Genomic DNA, 17,129 nt, shown 5'->3' on the forward strand with positions numbered 1-17,129 from the left:
CCGATTTTTAGAACAATCGGGATAAATTCCGGTGGCAAGGTCGCAAATTGGCTTGCCTGAACGAAATGACTCAGAAAGACAAAATGACTTTGCCAAAGTGTTTTCCCGAATGGAGGCGCTGAAGCGCCTGCGCGGCATTTGTCCAGTGGGTGACGGAATCAATCATCGGTTTTGTCTTCGTCGATGCCATCGCTTGGACCAGTTCTTGCAGCATTCGGCGTGAACCGACCGGAATTCCTCGAACGGTCGCCTGCTTGCGGAAAATATCCAGGGGATTGATCCCCCCATCAACGCCGCCCAGATAGCCGATCACGTTAATTTGGCCTCCTGGGCGAATCGATTTCAGTGAATGTTCGAAGCTTTGGGGTCCGCCGACCTCGAGAACGTGATCGACACCCCGGCCATTCGTCAGTTTGAGAACCTCAACTGACCAGTTGGGATATCTCTTGTAATTTACTTTCCCCAAGATGCCCCGCGTGGTCAGTTTTTCCAACTTCTCATCGCTGCCGGAAGTAATCACAACCTGAGCACCCGCCATCGCGGCGAATTGCATGGCAAACAAGGACACCCCGCCGGTTCCCTGCACCAGTACCACCTCACCCGGCTTTACGCCTCCAGAAGTGACAAGGGCATTCCACGCCGTGGATGCAGCGCAAGGAAGACTCGCCGCCTCGATGTCGCTAATTTCCGGCGGCACGACCACAAGCCTGTCTTCGCTTGTCAGAAACTGCTCGCTCAAAACACCGTCTGAGGGGCCGCCCAGCGGCGATCCCGCGACACTCGCATCAAAGGAGCCGTCGTGCCACCTTTCCCAAAATGCCACAACGGCCCGGTCGCCCTTTTTCACGCGCGTGACGTCCTTCCCGACCTCGATCACTTCCCCCAAGCAGTCCGACATCGGCACGAGCGGAAACTTGAAGGGTGTGTGATAGGAGCCGAGCACTATTTCAACGTCGCGGTAATTCAGCCCGACCGCCCTGACACGCAAAAGAACTTGCCGAGGCCCCGGCAGGGGCGCTTCCTGGCTGATCAACTTCAGTCCGTCAAAGCCATTCTTTTCGATCACTATGGATTTCATGCTTTCTCCTGTTGGTTTTGTCCAGGCGATGCACTATCCTTCAGTGATTGACATTAATCAAATTCATTATTTTGATAATTTTCATTCCAACGGTGCATGATGCTTGCCGAGTTAAAAGCCTTTGTTCTTCTTGCTGAGACCGGCTCAATTCAAGCGGTCGCAAATCGCATTCCATTGACGCAGCCAGCTGTCACGCGGCAATTGCAGCGCCTGGAAGAAGTACTCGGCACCACGCTGCTGGATCGCCGCGCAAAACCGGCGCGTCTAACCTCCGCTGGTATGGCCGTGTTGGGGCACGCCAGAAAGGTTCTTGCCGCGTTTGAGGAGCTGAAGAACGCTGCCGCTGTTGATGCAACCCCCGCCGGGGATTTCAGAGTTGGAATAGCGCATGCCCTGGCGGAATCCGGCGTGGTAAACAGCCTTCAATATCTGAAGCAGAATTTTCCGGACCTGAACCTGCGATTGACTGCGGGATGGACAAACGAACTCATTCCGAAAGTGGACAAAGGCGAACTGGACGCCGCCCTTGTCATGGTGGCAGGAGCGAGAGACAGCTTGGCCATGTTGCCCGGCCCGGTATTGGCGCGCGACGACCTTGTCTTTCTTGCCTCGCGCAACCTGGCTCTGCCAAGAACGCCCTCCCTTGGCGAGCTAAATAGATTCGGCTGGATTCTCACACCGGATACCCTGTGCGGGTCGCGCGCCTCTTTGCGTGGCGCAGTAGAGAAGAGTGGCTCGCAATTTCGTATCTCGGCGGAGGTCCACGACATGGCCCTGCAGGCATCGCTTATCGAAAGAGGCCTGGGTATCGGAATGCTTCCTAAACGCAAGGCAACAAGTTTGAAGCGGTCCGGGTTACGCGCCATCAGCGTGCGCGGCCTGGATTTACAGATGCAGATCGCACTCATCAGGGCGCCATACCTGGGAAGACTTCAAGCTGTGGTGGACGGCCTGCAAGAAAGCCTGGCGGTTGAATTTCGTCGAAATCAGGGCCGTTAGAGCGCTCATTGCAGATCTCTTCAACGGCATCGAAAGATGGCCAGCGCTGGCCATAACACTTTTCAGTGACCCGCTTCCTGAGCTCGCGATCCGGCACGCGTGACGGTGCCCTTACCTGGTTTCAAGACCCTCAAAGCAGGTGCTGAGTACGAAAGCGATGATCTGATCGTTGGTGTAGAGCTCGCCCATTTTCAGGAACTCCAGAACCGGATCGCAGGCGCGGGCGTATAGCGTGTACAGCACGACGACGGGCGGGAGCTTGGGGTTCAGGGCGCCTTGGGCCTGGGCCGCTTCAATCCAGGCGCCCAAACGATCGCTCACGTCCATGAGCCCGTCCATGTAGTCTTTGTTGCCCATCAGCGCGGTCCGAAGGCTGGAGTTCTGGCTGGGCAGCGAAGGCATTTCACCCGCCAGCTTCAGGCCCATGGTCCACGCCACGACTCTGCGCAGCTTGTCCACGGCGGACAGCTCAGTGGGCAATGTGTCCAGAAAAGCCTGTGCCCGGCGCATGACGGACACCATGGCCGCCGCCGCCAGGTCTTCCTTGCTGGGGAAGTGCTTGTACAGGCTGGCCTTGGCAATGCCCACGTCGGCGGCCACTTCGTCCACCGTCATGGATTCAAAGCCTTTTTCAGCCAGCAAACGGTTCACCGACTGAATGATGGCGTCTTCACGCGCCAGCAGCATTTGTGCCTTGAAGGAAGCCTTGGGGGGGAGGGTGCTCGTCATGGCTTGATTTTAGCCAGTTTGGTTTGAAAAAAGAATTGTGAGGAAATATTAATACTAAGTAGTTTTAATAAATACTATGCAGTATATAATTGACCTGAGCAATTCAAGGAGTGCCGGTGTCGATCAAAGTAGCCATCGTGGGTTCGGGTATTTCTGGCCTGGCGGCCGCCCATGCCTTGCATGGCAAGGCGGAAGTCACGCTGCTGGAAGCGGGCGCCTGGTTTGGCGGGCACACCCACACCGTTGACGTGACGCTGCCCACTCCGCGCGGCGAGCTTACCCACGGGGTGGACACGGGGTTTCTGGTTTTTAACGAGCGCACCTACCCGCAATTGATCGAGCTGCTGGCGGAGCTGGACGTGGCGACCGTCAAGTCGGAGATGTCGTTTTCGGTGCGGGCCCAGGATGCCGCCAGCGGCCGTGTCCTGGAGTGGAGCGGCTCCAGCCTGAACACCGTGTTTGCGCAACGCGCCAACCTGCTGAACCCGCGCTTTTGGGGCATGCTGCGCGACCTGTTGCGCTTCAACACCCTGGCCACCCGCATGGCTCAAGACGCAAGCGACGTGCAACTGCGCCAGCCGCTGGGTGCGTTTCTGGACGAGCAAGGTTTCGGCACCGCGTTTCGCGACTGGTATTTCCTGCCCATGATGGCCTGCATCTGGAGTTGTCCCACCGCGCAGATGCTGCAGTTCCCGGTTTCGACCATGGTGCGCTTTTGCCACAACCACGGCCTGCTGCAAATCACCAACCGCCCGCAGTGGTGGACCGTGCAGGGCGGCGCCCGGCACTATGTCGAAAAAATCACCGCTGGCATTGCGGACAAGCGGCTGAACACCCCGGTGCGCCGTATCGAACACCTGGACGGCACGCCGGACGGCAAAGGCGGCGTGCGCATCCACACCGATGCAGGTGTCGAGCTGTTTGACAAGGTCATCATCGCCACCCATTCCGACCAGGCCCTGCACATGCTGGCCGCGCCAACGGTGCGGGAGCGTGAAACGCTGGGCGCCATCCACTACCAGTCCAACAAGGCTGTGCTGCACACGGATGCCTCCGTCTTGCCGGCATGCAGGGCGGCATGGGCGGCCTGGAACTATGAGCGCTCGGCGCTGCCCCGGCAGGAGGGCGCGCGCGTGTGCCTGCACTACCTGCTCAACCGTTTGCAGCCCCTGCCTTGGGAGCAGCCGGTGATCGTGTCCCTGAACCCGGTGCGCCCCATCGCACAAGACCGCATCATCGGCGAGTACGACTATGCCCATCCGGTGTTTGATCCGGTCGCCGTGGCTGCACAGCACTGCATGCCGGCATTGCAGGGAAAACACCATCGCTACTTTGCCGGCTCCTGGATGGGCTACGGTTTTCATGAAGACGGCCTCAAGGCCGGGCTGGCTGCCGCGGCGCAGCTGTTGGCGGACGCATGAGCCAGCCCGTGCCGCTCATCGGTTTCGGCCAGGTGCGCCACAGCCGCCTGCGCCCGCGGCGCCACGCATTTGTTTACCCCACCTACTTCCTGATGCTGCCACTGCGCAGCCTGCACAGGCAGGCGCCCCAGCCCGGCCAGTGGGACATCAACCGCGGGGGCCCGCTGAGCTTTTTCGAGACCGACCACGGCGACGGGCGCGCGCCGGAGCAGGGCGGCGCCATCGCGTGGCTGGACGAAGTGCTCAAGCGCGAGGGCATTCATGACGCGACCGGCGAAGCCTGGCTGCACACGTATCCGCGCGTGCTGGGCTACACCTTCAAGCCGGTGAGCTTCTGGTATTGCCACCGCGCGGCGGGCGACCAGGACGGCAGCCTGCGCGCCATCGTGGTGGAAGTCAACAACACGTTTGGCGAGCGGCACTGCTATGTGCTGGACGCCCCCCGCTACGGCGTGGAGCAGCGTGCGGACAAGGTATTTCATGTCTCGCCCTTCAACCCCGTGCGGGGCCACTACCGTTTTCGCTTTATGCGCAGCGAACAAGGCGAACAAGGCGGACAGGCGCGCACGGTGGCCCGCGTGGATTTTTACGACGACGCCGACGACGTTTTCGCCGACGCCGCCGTGCTGCAAACCAGTGTGAGCGGCACGCTGCAACCCATCACGCCGGCCGTCCTGCGCAGCGCCGTGTGGCGCTATCCCGCGATGACCCTGGGTGTGGTGCTGCACATCCATGTCCAGGCGCTGCGCCTGTGGCTGAAAAAAGTGCCTTTCTTCCGAAAACCCGCGCCGCCGCAAACCTTTGTCTCGCGCTAGATGCCCAGCGCGGGAGATATGCCCCATTGAGGAGTCCGACATGAACGCCGTTACCCGCACCGCCCAAGGCCTCGCGTTTCCAGAGAATGCGCCAGCCGCCGCCCGAAGCGCGATGCGCCTGCTGCAAAACCTGCGCCACGGCGCGCTGACCCTGCACCTGCCCGACGGCTCGCAGCGCCGCTTTGGTGAGCACCCGCAGCAGCATGACATGCACATGCCCGGGCACCCCAGTGCCAGCATCACGCTGCACAACTGGAAGGTGTTCGGTGCCGCGCTCAAGTCCGGCGACATCGGTTTTGCCGAGAGCTACATCGCCGGGGACTGGAGCACGCCCAACCTGACCGAACTGCTCAAGCTGTTCTCCGCCAATCGCCGGGAGATCGATGCCATGGTCTTCGGCACATGGTTCGGGCGGCTGCTGTACCGCGCCCGGCACCTGCTGCACCACAACAGCCGCGCCAACAGCCGCAAGAACATCCACGCCCACTACGACCTGGGCAACGCGTTTTACCGGCTGTGGCTGGATGAGACCATGAACTACTCCAGCGCCTGGTTCGACGGCGACCTGTCCCGCCCCTTGCCCGAGGCGCAAAACGCCAAGGTGCGCCGCGCGCTGGACATGGCCGGCGTGAAGCCCGGCGACCGTGTGCTGGAAATCGGCTGCGGCTGGGGCGCGCTGGCCGAGCAAGCCGCCCTTGAACGGGGCGCGACCGTGGTGGGCGTGACACTGAGCACCGAGCAGCTGGCCTATGCCGACGAGCGCATGCGGCGCCTGGGCGCGAGCACCGGCGCGGGCGGGCGCGCCGATCTGCGCCTGCAGGACTACCGCGACATCCCGGACGCGCCGTTTGACGCGATCTGCTCCATCGAGATGGTGGAGGCTGTGGGGCAAGCCTATTGGCCCACGTACTTTGCCGCCGTGAGCCGCCTGCTCAAACCCGGCGCGCGGGCCTGCGTGCAGAGCATCGTCATCAACGACGCGCTGTTCGACCGTTATGTGAAGTCGACCGACTTCATCCAGCAGTACATCTTTCCCGGCGGTTGCCTGCCTTGCCCTCGGGAGTTTCGCCGCCAGGCCCAGGCCGCGGGGCTGGAGGTGGTGGACGAATTCGCCTTCGGCGCGGACTACGCCGAGACCCTGCGCCGCTGGCGCGATGCCTTCACGGCGCGCGGGGCCGAGGTGGCGGCGCTCGGCTTTGACGAGCGCTTCATGCGGATCTGGGCGTTTTACCTGGCCTACTGCGAGGCCGCCTTTGACACCGGGGACATCAACCTGATGCAGTTCACCTTGCGCAAGCCCGCCGCGCTTTCGCCTCCGGCATGACTGGCATGAAAAACGCTGTTGCCTGCGCGGTATTGGCGGTGGCCGGCTGCCTGCCTGGCGTGTCCGCCCAGGCCTTGCCGCAGGAACTGCGACCGAGCCTGCCCTCTGCCAGCCTGTCCGGCCAGGCCATGTTCAGGTTCTGGGGCTTTGAGGTCTACCAGGCCACCCTTTGGGTCGCCCCCGGGTTTGCCGGGTCGGGTTATGAGCAAAGTCCGTTTGCGTTGGAGCTGGCCTACCTGCGTGACTTCAAGGGTGCGGACATCGCCAAACGGTCCATTGCCGAGATGCGCCGCCAGGCGGCCATGGCCCCCGCCCAGGAAGCCGATTGGGAAAGCCAGATGCGCGCGCTGTTCCCGGATGTGAAGGCCGGCGATCGCATCACCGGTTTGAACCAGCCCGCCACGGGCGCGGTGTTCTGGAGCAACGGCCGCTTGCTCGGCGAGGTGCGCGACCCGCTGTTTGCCAAACTCTTTTTCGGCATCTGGCTGTCACCGCAAACCTCTGAGCCGCAGTTGCGCCGCGCGCTGCTGGCGCAGGAAAAATCACCGGTCCCGGCGGGCGGCGCACCATGAATCTCCGCACGGCAGTCCAAACCGAAACGGTATACCAAGCCTGGAGTGTGGGTGACGGCGTGCGCTACGGCCTGCTGGGTCTGCCCCTGGCGTTTTGCGCTCTGCCCCTTTATGTATTGATGCCCAATCTGTATGCGCGCCATTGGGGGGTGTCGCTGGCGGCTTTGGGCGCTGTGCTGTTGGGCGCACGCCTGCTCGATGCGGTCATTGATCCGCTGCTGGGCCGTTTATGCGATCGCTTGTATGCCGCCTCGCTGCGCGCGGTGCTGGCGATGGGCGCGGTGGCGGCCGCCGTGCTGGCCGTGGGATTTTCTTTTTTGTTTGTGCCGCTGGTGAATGAACCCGGGGTCTTGCTTTGGTGGGCAGGGTTCTGGCTGGTGGTGACCTATGCGGCCTACAGCGCCTTGTCGGTCGCGCATCAGTCCTGGGGTGCCATGCTCGGCGGTGACGCGCTCTACCGCAGCCGCGTGGTGGCCTGGCGCGAAGGGCTGGGCCTGGTCGGGGTGCTGCTCGCGACGGTCACTCCCGTACTCCTGGGCCTGCCCGCCATGCTGGCTCTGCTGTTCTTCGGTCTGGCTGGGGGCTGGTGGGCCTGGCGCGCAGCGCCTCAGCCAGCGCGGCATCGCCATGCGACTATGACCGCGGCACCCCACACGCTCTGGCACCCGTGGCGCAACCCCGGCTTTCGCCGGCTCCTGGGCGTCTACCTGCTCAACGGCATTGCCAGCGCCATCCCGGCGACGCTTGTGCTGTTTTTCCTGCAGGACCGTCTGCAGGCCAGCGGGGCCATGCAGTCCGCCGCGCTGGCGGTGTACTTTGTGTGCGGCGCGCTGTCCATGCCGCTGTGGCTGCGCGGGGTCAAGCGCTGGGGGCTGGTGCACAGCTGGCGCTTCGGCATGCTGCTGTCCATTGCCGTTTTTCTGGGCGCGAGCCAGCTGGGCGCGGGCGATGCGCCCTGGTTTTTGCTGGTCTGCGCCTTGTCGGGCGCGGCCTTGGGCAGCGACCTGGTCCTTCCCGGCGCACTCCTGGCGGGCGTCATTGCCGGGGCCGGTGATCGCGGCCGCGCTGAAGGCGCTTACTTCGGCTGGTGGAACTTCGCCACCAAGCTGAACCTGGCGCTGGCCGCCGGCTTGGCCCTGCCTTTGCTGGGCTGGCTGGGTTATGTGCCCGGCGCGCGCGATGCCGGCGCGTCCAACGTGCTCACCGCCGCTTACTGCCTGCTGCCCTGCGCGCTCAAGACCCTGGCGGCCGGCGCACTGCAGATTTTCATCATCCAACCGGCGGCCCCGCCGCACACACCATGACACAACGCACTTTTTTCAGCCGCGCACTCATTCCCGCCGCCGTGCTTTCGGCCGCACTGCTGGGCGCATGCAGCACGCCGCAAGTCCAGGACTACGCCAAAGAAACCCCGGTGCTGGAACTGCGCGACTACTTCAACGGCACGCTCGATGCGTACGGCATCTTCACCGACCGCTCGGGCAAGGTCGTCAAGCGCTTTACCGTGGTGATGACATGCACCTGGAAGGGCGACTCCGGCGTGCTGGACGAAGCCTTCAGCTATTCCGACGGAACCACCCAGCGGCGCATCTGGCGCCTGACCCGCCACGCCGACGGGCGCTACAGCGGCCAGGCCGACGACGTGGTGGGTACCGCCGAGGGCCGGCAAAGCGGCAACGCCTTCAACTGGGCCTACACCCTGGCCTTGCCGGTGGAGGGCAGGGTGGTCAACGTGCAGTTCGACGACTGGATGTACCTTATGAACGACAAGGTCATGCTCAACAAAGCCGCCATGCGCAAATGGGGCGTGGGGCTGGGCGAAGTGACGCTCTCCTTCATCAAACGATAGGACGCCATGGCACTGAACTCCCGCATGCAGGACTGGCGCGGCCGTACGGTCTGGCTGGTGGGCGCGTCCACCGGCATCGGCCGGGCCACCGCGTCGGCGTTGCACGCCCAGGGCGCAAAGATTGTGGTGTCGGCACGCAACATCGACGCGCTCGGCGCCTTCGTCGATGCGCACGCCGGCGCCATGTCCCTGCCGCTGGACGTGACGGACGCGCGCGCCGTCAAGGCCGCCGCATCAAGCCTGGCCGCGCAGGGCGCGCTCGATTGCGTGCTGTACTGCGCGGGGCACTATCACGCCATGGACGCCACGGATATGGACCTGGTCGACCTTGTGCGCCACAACGAAGTGAACTACCTCGGCGCGCTTTACCTGATCGACGCGGTAGTGCCATACCTGCTGGCACGGCCGCCGGACACGCACACCGGCCAGCGCGGCCACATCAGCCTGATGGGCAGCGTGGCGGGCTATCGCGGCCTGCCCAACAGCCTGGCCTACGGCCCGACCAAGGCCGCTCTCATCAACTTGGCCGAGACCCTGTACCTGGACCTGCACGCCCGGGGTGTGGGTGTGTCGCTGATCAACCCCGGCTTTGTGAAGACGCCGTTGACGCGCCAGAATCAGTTCAAGATGCCGGCCCTGATCACGCCTGAACAGGCGGCGACGGAGATATTGAGGGGCTGGGCAAGGGGAGAATTTGAAATCCACTTCCCCAAACGCTTTACCCGCTGGATGAAAGCCTTGCGGCTTTTGCCCTACCCCTTGTTTTTTGCGGCGACACGCCGACTCAGACAGGCTTAGCAAATCCATGAACTCCGCTGCTGACCACATCGCTGAAACCTTCCAGGCCCTTACCCCTGCGGGCGTCGAAACGCTGGACGATATCTACGCCCCCGACGCGCGCTTCAAAGACCCGTTTAACGATGTGCAGGGGCTGGCCGCGATCCAGCGAGTGTTTCGCCATATGTACGCGAGCCTGGACAACCCGCGCTTTTTCGTCACCGGCAGCATCCTGCAAGGCAGGCAATGCTTTTTTACCTGGGAATTCCACTTCGCCTTCAAGCGATTCAAGCGGGGGCAAGTGCAATGCATTGTCGGTGCGTCGCACCTGGTGCTGGACGGCGAAGGGCGCATCACCCACCACCGCGACTACTGGGACGCGGCTGAAGAACTCTACGAAAAACTGCCCGTGGTCGGCGGCCTGATGCGTTGGATGAGGCGGCGCGGCGGTTCGTCATAGATGACTGACTCACCGCAAAGCAGACATTCCTTGCTCACCAGTGATCGAATCCAGCGGACTCATTGTCTGCCCGGCCTCAACCTTCAGCACATGCGTGTAAATCATGGTGGTGCTCACATCAGAGTGGCCCAGCAGTTCCTGCACCGTGCGGATGTCGGTTCCCGCCTGCAGGAGATGGGTGGCGAAGCTGTGGCGCAGCGTGTACACCGATACCGGCCTGACGATGCCGGCAAGCTTGACCGCCTGCTTCACGCTGCGCTGCAATCGCTCTTCATACAGATGATGACGGCGCTCTATGCCACTGCGCGTGTCGGTCGGTTGATGTTGTCGAGCCAGGGCGGATCGACGCCAAGCACCCCCGGTATAAGAACCGCAACGCGCTCAGGGCCTGGCTGTGTGTGGATGCTGAAACCTTGCGTTCCGCGGCCAACATAGTCAGAAAGTCCTCAACCTCCTTCGCCCCCATGTCGCGCGGATGCTTCAAACCATGCCAGCGGATGAAAAAACGCACCCAGTACACATAGAGCTTCTCGGTGCTGAAGCTATAGTGAAGATAGCGAATCCGCTCCCTGACCTGGTCGAGCAAGCGGGTCGATTGCAGCGGTGGGTTGCCGGGTTTCATGGAAGTATTTATAACTGCGTGAAAATACAGTGCATATACCGGAAACCCAATAAACAAGAGGCTTTCGGACGATTTTTATGACCAAGTTAAACCTCAGCCGCCAAGTTAAGCCGCGGGTTTTGCGGTCTAAATTACGTTAGGCCGCACATGAAGGCATCGTCCCGGCAACCCATCGATTGCAACGGAACGGTTGTACGCGTCGGATCGCGCGTACGCGTGCTGAGCCTTTCCGGTGAGTGGTACGAGAAGCTGCCGCCAGACGAGCGATCGCGCGTGGACTCGATGATCGGAGGAGAGTTCGCGGTGGAGGAGATAGATGAATACGGTCAACCGTGGGTCTGCAAGCGCTGGCCCAACGAGGCAGAAGGCACATGTCAGTCCCATTCCATTGCGCTTGAGCCCCGAGAAATGCTGTGCCTCAGGTCCGAAGATCGATGAACTCCGAAGCTTGGCTAGCCATCAAGGTCTCCGCTCGCACGCACGAGGCTCCCTGTGCTCGCCGTCGCCAGGCAGCAATCGGCAGAGTGCGGCCTAACCCTTCCATCGAGGGGACGTGCAACACCCGGCTTCGCCGGCTGTCGCCCGCCCATCATGTCAAACGTTAGGTTGCAATGAGCAATTCGCCGCAATGGTCAACGTCAGGTGCCAACATCAAGGCCGCGGAGCAACTCGCGGCCGTGCGTCATCATCTCGAGAACGTAGGCTTTGTCGCGGTGCTGTGGTGGCACTACTATGGCTCGCGATCGCCAACGCCACTGGCATTCGATGATTTCGAGAGTTTCGTAACCTTTCTGAGTGCTGAACCTGCTGAAGGCGACGCGATCGATGTTTGGCCATTCCCAGGTGCCTCTGAGCAACCGATCGCGCAGGGAAAGATTCCGAATGACCAGGGAGAAGTTCCGGACGGCGGAGCGTACTAGCGTGCAACCTAACCCTTCCATCGAGCGGACGCCTTCCAGCGAGCTTCGCACGCTTCCAGTCGCCGCTCATGTCAAACGTTATACGGCGCCTAGCCGCGGCTAATGTTCGAGCGATCCACGCGGCCGATGCCACTCTGGGCCTGTTTCGTTGTCCCAGCCCTTGGTGTTGGTCTCATGCTCTGGACTTCCTATTCAGACTTGCGTGTGCTCAGAGAGAAGGCACCGTTTGCCGAAGTGGCCGGCGAGATCGTAAAACTGGACTGTGGAAACCACGGGAACTACTATGTGCAATTCTTCGTAGGAGAGACAAAGCGAGTCCGTGCAGCTTCCGGGACACCTGGAAAATCGAGCTGCGGTTCGGTGTGGATTGGCAAGAAGGCAAGCGTCTGGTATTCGGTAGCTGATCCGAATTACATTGCTCTAGAAGAGCCAGAACGCTCGGCGTCATGGATCAAGGACGAGATGGGCGGAATGCTCTTCTTGGGGTATCCGTGGATCGCAGGAGCGCTCCTCGTCATCCGAGTATTTCAGAACAGGGAGTCTAAGCGTGGGCGCAACGCCGCATAACATGGCAATCGACACGGACCCATGCCTGCAGAAGGCGGCTTTGCCGCAGATGGCAGTGGTCCGGTCATCTTTACATTAGGTGGCATCGAGCCGCCACAGCACATCGAGGGACATATGGAGACCTTGCGTCACAGAATTCTTTCCGCCTTTGTTGAGCGAGCCCCAAACCCGCTAACGGCGGCGAATCTAGCGAACCTACTTTCTGGGATTGACCTTGCCGATCTGCAGCGAGAGCTCGACACCATGGCTGAGGGCGGGGCACTCAGAGTCAAAGCTGGTCCCAAGCGGAACGAGTATGGACTTCCTTCCTACGAAAATCTGCCCACACGCGAGTACATCAGCATTGGCGGCGTGAAGGTCCCTCGAATGATTGCCGGTGACACGGCACGATCCGAAGACGTAAATATCTTCTTCGAAGCTCTTGCAAGACGGCTGGTCGAGATTGAGGCTCAAGCTCAGCAGCAGTTCGATGAGAAGCTCAAGTCGTATTGGGGCAATATCGTTACGCTGTTCGGTGCGTTCATCGGCGTGTTTTCGCTAATTGTTGGCTTCATAAAAACGGTGCCTGTCGAACCGCACGCCACGTTTCTGTCCACCCTCGCTGTTAGTTCAGCTCAGGTCCTGCCGCTTGCCATCGTCCTCGGTGCTTTCGTGTGGTTCCTTCGGGCCCAGTTCAAGTGAGCGTGCCACCTAACCTTTCCATCGAGAGGACGTCTTGCGGCTGGCTTCGCCAGCCGCAAGCCGCCTCTCATGTCAAACGTTAGAGAGCAGGGAGGCATCGCCATGAGCGCCGACGAAGACAGAGAATTGCTGGCAGATATCGCGGAGCGGCAGAAGTCGCTCCGGCGTGAATTGACTGCCATGGCAGCCGATCATGCTCAAATGTTCGGGAGCTATTCGAAGAATGATGCCGATTACCGGGAGCAACTCGGTCGCTACACGCGCGATCAGGAGGTGCTTGGCCTTAGTAGACGTATTTCTACCGTTATCCAGCTGATTTCATTGATCCTTCTTGCTTACATCGCCTATCGGGTGTCCCAATGAGCACTGCGCTGCTCTCTAACTTGTCAATCGACACAGGCCCACAACAGCAGAAGGCGGCTTCGCCGCTAGTGTTGGTGGTCCGGTCATCTTTGCGTTAACCGTCATGTATCGAACCGTCATTCCACGATGCGCCGTCGTCGGTTCACTCGAACCCGTTCCCTACTCGCATTTCATGAGCGGGGCGATACCTGCCAAGTGCCGTACTTGCGAGAACATATTTGAAGGCGGATGCACTCGCGCCATGGAGCAGGTCCGCGGGTATCTCGCACTCGATCATGGGCCTTGCCCAGAGAGAGGGCCGACAAATCCGGTGATCGTCGAAACCGAGCACTACACCAGCAAGGTATTCGTCCCGGCTAAGTGTGAGCACTGTCGCTTCCTCGAACTGGAGAAAGCCCGTGGATTCGTTTGCAACTTTGAGCGCGCGAAGTGGGGCGCCTTTCCACGCACCCTCGATTGGGGAACTTGGAGCCCGACCATCCGAACCTTGGTCTCAAGAGTGGCCGGTCTGTCCCCATTGGTGTACTTCAAGCCGTTGCGGCGCAGCAGGAGGTAGAAGCCATCAAGGTGTTYCGCGCCGCGCATCCAGACGCAACGCTCAGGGAAGCGCGAGATGCGTATGCAGAGCTCTTGCCACAGATTCCCCGCAATGACGGTTAACCTGCCATTGGAGCGGACCACCTTCGGCGTCCGCTCACCTTCACGTTATGCCGCAAGGGGACGCCATGTCGAAAATTCATAATTGGCTCGTAGTTCGCGGTCGAGCTTCAATTTGGAGTGAGTCCTCAAGGGTTTTACTTGAACTTGATCCGGAGGGCTCTACTTATTGTGTTCTTTCCGTAAAGGATGCAAAGGAGATTGCTGAAATTATTGCGGACGAGGCTCGTTCAATCTGGGACGCGTCCGAAAAGCAGTTTGCGGAGCCAGCCCGCGTCGAGGGGGACGTGCGTCAATCGTGCAAGCTTTGGACCGAGGCGGAGATACTTCAGTTAGTGGCTCATGAGACTGAGCCGCTTGTGGCGCTTGCGTTGGATTCGGGGTCGCGTTGTAGCCTGGACGTTACTCGTGCCGTCGCTCTCGTGCAGATTCTCGTGCACATGTCCGAGGCACTGAGCCAGAGAGTCGCACCGAATGCATAACAATTTTCTCGACACGAAAACACAACTGAGGGCTGCAGCTTCGCCGCGTTGGTTGTGTTCCGGTCAGCGTCGACGTTAAAGCTCACATGGAACAGTTCTGGCCGTTCGACCAGCCACCGAATTGCGCGGTTTTTTCGTTGCGCCAAATCATGAGGGGAGCGGTGCCAATCTTGCGCGTATCGCACGACGCAGACGATCATGGATGGCAATTCTTGGACGGAAGGCAGCTGGCGCCGGCGGATGCCATTATCGTGAGTTTCTCCGAGATCATACAAATTGATCCAAGCCTTCTCGCCCTGGCCGATTTGCCGCCTGGCTGGATTGCTTGGCGGCAGAATGCAAAGAGCGAGTGGGTGCGCGAAAGGGTCGCATGAGGAGGGTATTGCGCATGAGCTTTAACAAGTCAATCGACACGGACCCACATCTACAGAAGGCGGCTTCGCCGCAAATGGTAGCGGGCCGGTCATCTTCACGTTATGCCTCAGGAGTGAGAAAGTGAGCGCTGAGCGATGTTCCAGTTGTGGTTCGCCGACGTCTGGAGCTTTCGTGGAATACGGGAGCTACTTTCTGCGCTGCCTGAACTGCGGAGATGATGGTCCGGCGACCAGTTGGATTTCAATCGCACCGCAGCTTCGCGGCAGATTCAAAGCGCTGTTCGCGGAGCCTTGGCCAGATGGTGTGCTGTTCGCGGAGGGCGAGGCTTCAGAAATCGCGGAGGCTGTTGTGTACGCGGCCGCACAGGGGAAACTTGTGAGAATAGTGGCGGCAGGTGCTGATGCATAACTTGTCAATCGACACGGACCCACAACAGCAGGCCGCGGCTTCGCCGCTCATGTTGGTGGTGCGGTCATTTTTACGTTAAACAAATCATGTACCAATGTCCCTGTTGTGATTACTTCACGCTCGATGCCCGTGGGCATTACGACATCTGCCCAGTGTGTTTCTGGGAGGACGATGGCCTTGACGTTGACAGGTTTGATGTGCATTCGGGACCAAACCACATATCGTTGCGTGAGGGAAGGCGTAACTTTTCGCTGATTGGCGCTTGCGATCAAAAGGGTGTGGAACACGTTATTTCTTTGGAGAAACGTGCACAGTTCAAGCATGAGCCGCGCTCAATTGTCTAACCCGTCATTGCAGCGGATCTGCTGTGCAGTCCGCTGAATTTCAACGTTAACCCGCAAATCAATGCTATGAGCTTCACCTTCGACTTTGCAAGCGTAGAGCCCGTCCCTGACCCAGTCGCGACGCAAATTTCTGTCCAAGCCAAGCGCTTTGCCCGGACAGTTGATTGGTGGGCCGAGCCATTCTCGATCGGTCGGGATGAAGATTCAARGCGCCTGGTCGGTGGCTCGCGGGTATCGCTTGGTGGCGGCTACGGTGCGGTGAAGATTTCTGAGCCAGAAGATTCGCTCATGATGTGTCGAGACACGCGCGCGATCGTAACGATGCTGGTGCAATGGTCTCAGCGTTACAAGATAACTTGGGAACTCGAAATAGCAGGTACAGGCATTGGACAGATCGCGCCGGGAAAGCCCAACTCGGTTGTGGCGCGACTCCTAGGCAAATGCGACCAGCCTGGCTTGCCCGAAAGCAAGATTCCGGAGATTCTGAAGAAGTATGAATCGCGGAAAAACTAAGCACGCGATGCAGGTTAACTGGTCAACCAAGCCGGACGCCTGCGGCGCCGCTTGTCTCCAACGTTAGGTGTCACATACAAAATCATGCCTTATTTCTTGGTCACGGATCCAGTAGCCCCCTCCGATTCCACCATTGGAGGCCGACCATTGGCCAATGCAAGCACCATGTGGCCGTGCTGCTCGTCTTGTGCTGGCCCTATGCAGTTTCTCGCCCAGCTTCCTCTTGATTCGCTTGACGAAGCCATCGGGCACGAGGATCAGGTACTCCTTGTTTTTCAATGCCAGAATGATCCTGGTATGTGCGATGAGTGGGATCCAAACGCTGGAGGAAATTCTGCACTTCTGGTTGAGAGCGCCTCCAGGATTCCACTGCAGGTTCCTATAGGCGAAACGCTACTCCCTGCCGAGTCGCGTCTCAGACGAGTTTCGTACCAGCCGACCCCGAGTCAGAACACAGACGACGATCACTATTGCGAGGCAGTTGACGCCCCGGCTTCACAAGTGGTTGGTAAGCTTGGGGGCGCCCCGCTTTGGATTCAAGCGGACGAAACACCCAATTGCCGATGCGGCGCGCCAATGACATTTGTTGCGCAGCTTGAGGAGCGCGGTGGCGGGGGCATGAACTTTGGAGGCGGCGGCGCGGGATATGCGTTTGTGTGTCCGTCCTGTCGCGACCAAGCAAAGTTCCTCTGGCAATGCGGCTAGCGATACCTAACCCCTCCGTCAAGGGGACCTGCCTGCGGCAGGCCCCTTACGTCGAACGTTAGGTTGCACGATGCCAATCGTCTCAGTTCGCGCTGCACTCCTATTGCTGGCCCTCGTGTTCGGTGGCGCCCGTGCGGTGGAAGTGGAGCCTTTGAGCGACGAGAAGTGGCCGACCTGGACGTCGCGCGAAGTCGATGCATTTCGCGTTTCCAGGCAGCACTTTGTTTGCGGAGGCGTTGGCGTAGTAGATGCACATTCCGCAATCGATGGTCCGCTGTACTTCTTCCGCGAGTCGACGCGTGAACCCATAAGCATGTGCGGCGGCGCCTGCATGATGATCACGCGCAAAGCTCAGAGCAAAATGTGCCGTGAACAGTGCCCACCGCCGGATTGGAAGGCGGCGGACTGCGATGAAAAGTTTCGCGAGTATCGCGTCTCACTTCTACCCGACATTGACGAAAACCGTGC

Annotated in this window: 21 protein-coding genes; 17 read left to right on the forward strand and 4 right to left on the reverse strand. The window is 60.4% G+C overall.

Annotated elements, in window-relative coordinates; all coding sequences use genetic code 11:
* Positions 1–70: 70 nt before the first annotated feature.
* Entirely contained in the window at positions 71–1,078 is a 1,008-nt protein-coding gene (locus AC1DXS_RS14555) for a zinc-dependent alcohol dehydrogenase family protein (RefSeq protein ID WP_477738200.1), read from the reverse strand.
* 96 nt (positions 1,079–1,174) lie between these two features.
* On the opposite strand from AC1DXS_RS14555, the gene AC1DXS_RS14560 reads away from it, so the two are divergent.
* Complete coding sequence (locus tag AC1DXS_RS14560; protein WP_477738201.1) at positions 1,175–2,077, forward strand: LysR family transcriptional regulator; 903 nt, start codon at positions 1,175–1,177, stop codon at positions 2,075–2,077.
* Positions 2,078–2,188: 111 nt separating this feature from the next.
* On the opposite strand, the gene AC1DXS_RS14565 is transcribed toward AC1DXS_RS14560, so the two are convergent.
* Positions 2,189–2,806, reverse strand: coding sequence for a TetR/AcrR family transcriptional regulator (locus AC1DXS_RS14565; RefSeq protein ID WP_477738202.1), 618 nt, complete (start codon positions 2,804–2,806; stop codon positions 2,189–2,191).
* A 122-nt stretch (positions 2,807–2,928) separates the two neighbouring features.
* On the opposite strand from AC1DXS_RS14565, the gene AC1DXS_RS14570 reads away from it, so the two are divergent.
* The 8 genes from AC1DXS_RS14570 to AC1DXS_RS14605 are packed head-to-tail and all read left to right on the forward strand — an operon-like array spanning position 2,929 to position 10,024.
* Entirely contained in the window at positions 2,929–4,227 is a 1,299-nt protein-coding gene (locus tag AC1DXS_RS14570) for an NAD(P)/FAD-dependent oxidoreductase (RefSeq protein ID WP_477738257.1), read from the forward strand.
* Positions 4,224–5,042: a DUF1365 domain-containing protein gene (locus AC1DXS_RS14575; protein ID WP_477738203.1), complete on the forward strand. Its 819-nt coding sequence runs from the start codon at positions 4,224–4,226 to the stop codon at positions 5,040–5,042. The genes AC1DXS_RS14570 and AC1DXS_RS14575 overlap by 4 nt, the downstream gene beginning before the upstream one ends.
* Positions 5,043–5,082: 40 nt before the next feature.
* The gene (locus AC1DXS_RS14580; protein ID WP_477738204.1) at positions 5,083–6,366 is read left to right on the forward strand and encodes a class I SAM-dependent methyltransferase; all 1,284 of its coding nucleotides are present in this window, start codon (positions 5,083–5,085) and stop codon (positions 6,364–6,366) included.
* 5 nt (positions 6,367–6,371) lie between these two features.
* The gene (locus AC1DXS_RS14585) at positions 6,372–6,938 is read left to right on the forward strand and encodes a chalcone isomerase family protein (protein ID WP_477738205.1); all 567 of its coding nucleotides are present in this window, start codon (positions 6,372–6,374) and stop codon (positions 6,936–6,938) included.
* Entirely contained in the window at positions 6,935–8,242 is a 1,308-nt protein-coding gene (locus AC1DXS_RS14590) for an MFS transporter (protein ID WP_477738206.1), read from the forward strand. Before AC1DXS_RS14585 ends, AC1DXS_RS14590 begins: the two co-directional genes overlap by 4 nt.
* Complete coding sequence (locus tag AC1DXS_RS14595; RefSeq protein ID WP_477738207.1) at positions 8,239–8,787, forward strand: DUF3833 domain-containing protein; 549 nt, start codon at positions 8,239–8,241, stop codon at positions 8,785–8,787. Before AC1DXS_RS14590 ends, AC1DXS_RS14595 begins: the two co-directional genes overlap by 4 nt.
* Before the next feature lie 6 nt (positions 8,788–8,793).
* Positions 8,794–9,585 (forward strand): SDR family NAD(P)-dependent oxidoreductase, encoded by a 792-nt coding sequence (locus tag AC1DXS_RS14600; RefSeq protein WP_477738208.1) that lies wholly within the window; start codon positions 8,794–8,796, stop codon positions 9,583–9,585.
* 7 nt (positions 9,586–9,592) lie between these two features.
* Positions 9,593–10,024, forward strand: coding sequence for a nuclear transport factor 2 family protein (locus tag AC1DXS_RS14605; RefSeq protein WP_477738209.1), 432 nt, complete (start codon positions 9,593–9,595; stop codon positions 10,022–10,024).
* A gap of 9 nt (positions 10,025–10,033) precedes the next feature.
* Here AC1DXS_RS14605 and AC1DXS_RS14610 read toward each other — a convergent pair whose 3' ends face one another.
* Positions 10,034–10,288 carry a tyrosine-type recombinase/integrase gene (locus tag AC1DXS_RS14610; RefSeq protein ID WP_477738210.1) on the reverse strand — a complete coding sequence of 85 codons (255 nt, stop codon included), beginning with the start codon at positions 10,286–10,288 and terminating at the stop codon, positions 10,034–10,036.
* A 7-nt stretch (positions 10,289–10,295) separates the two neighbouring features.
* Positions 10,296–10,646 (reverse strand): phage integrase N-terminal SAM-like domain-containing protein, encoded by a 351-nt coding sequence (locus tag AC1DXS_RS14615; protein ID WP_477738211.1) that lies wholly within the window; start codon positions 10,644–10,646, stop codon positions 10,296–10,298.
* Between the two features lie 611 nt (positions 10,647–11,257).
* On the opposite strand from AC1DXS_RS14615, the gene AC1DXS_RS14620 reads away from it, so the two are divergent.
* The 8 genes from AC1DXS_RS14620 to AC1DXS_RS14655 all read left to right on the forward strand — a co-directional run bounded on the left by AC1DXS_RS14620 (position 11,258) and on the right by AC1DXS_RS14655 (position 16,661).
* Positions 11,258–11,566, forward strand: a complete 309-nt coding sequence (locus AC1DXS_RS14620) for a hypothetical protein (RefSeq protein WP_477738212.1) — start codon at positions 11,258–11,260, stop codon at positions 11,564–11,566.
* 174 nt (positions 11,567–11,740) lie between these two features.
* On the forward strand, positions 11,741–12,133 hold the full coding sequence (locus AC1DXS_RS14625; RefSeq protein WP_477738213.1) for a hypothetical protein: 393 nt from the start codon (positions 11,741–11,743) through the stop codon (positions 12,131–12,133).
* 21 nt (positions 12,134–12,154) lie between these two features.
* On the forward strand, positions 12,155–12,814 hold the full coding sequence (locus tag AC1DXS_RS14630; protein WP_477738214.1) for a hypothetical protein: 660 nt from the start codon (positions 12,155–12,157) through the stop codon (positions 12,812–12,814).
* A 102-nt stretch (positions 12,815–12,916) separates the two neighbouring features.
* Complete coding sequence (locus AC1DXS_RS14635) at positions 12,917–13,177, forward strand: hypothetical protein (protein ID WP_477738215.1); 261 nt, start codon at positions 12,917–12,919, stop codon at positions 13,175–13,177.
* 1,225 nt (positions 13,178–14,402) lie between these two features.
* On the forward strand, positions 14,403–14,690 hold the full coding sequence (locus tag AC1DXS_RS14640) for a hypothetical protein (protein WP_477738216.1): 288 nt from the start codon (positions 14,403–14,405) through the stop codon (positions 14,688–14,690).
* A 495-nt stretch (positions 14,691–15,185) separates the two neighbouring features.
* A complete protein-coding gene (locus tag AC1DXS_RS14645; RefSeq protein WP_477738217.1) occupies positions 15,186–15,443 on the forward strand; it encodes a CPCC family cysteine-rich protein in 258 nt (85 codons plus the stop codon).
* Between the two features lie 66 nt (positions 15,444–15,509).
* On the forward strand, positions 15,510–15,956 hold the full coding sequence (locus tag AC1DXS_RS14650) for a hypothetical protein (RefSeq protein ID WP_477738218.1): 447 nt from the start codon (positions 15,510–15,512) through the stop codon (positions 15,954–15,956).
* Positions 15,957–16,040: 84 nt separating this feature from the next.
* Complete coding sequence (locus tag AC1DXS_RS14655; RefSeq protein WP_477738219.1) at positions 16,041–16,661, forward strand: DUF1963 domain-containing protein; 621 nt, start codon at positions 16,041–16,043, stop codon at positions 16,659–16,661.
* The last annotated feature ends 468 nt before the right edge of the window (positions 16,662–17,129 follow it).

The sequence above is a fragment of the Polaromonas sp. P3_B1 genome, assembly GCF_056402935.1.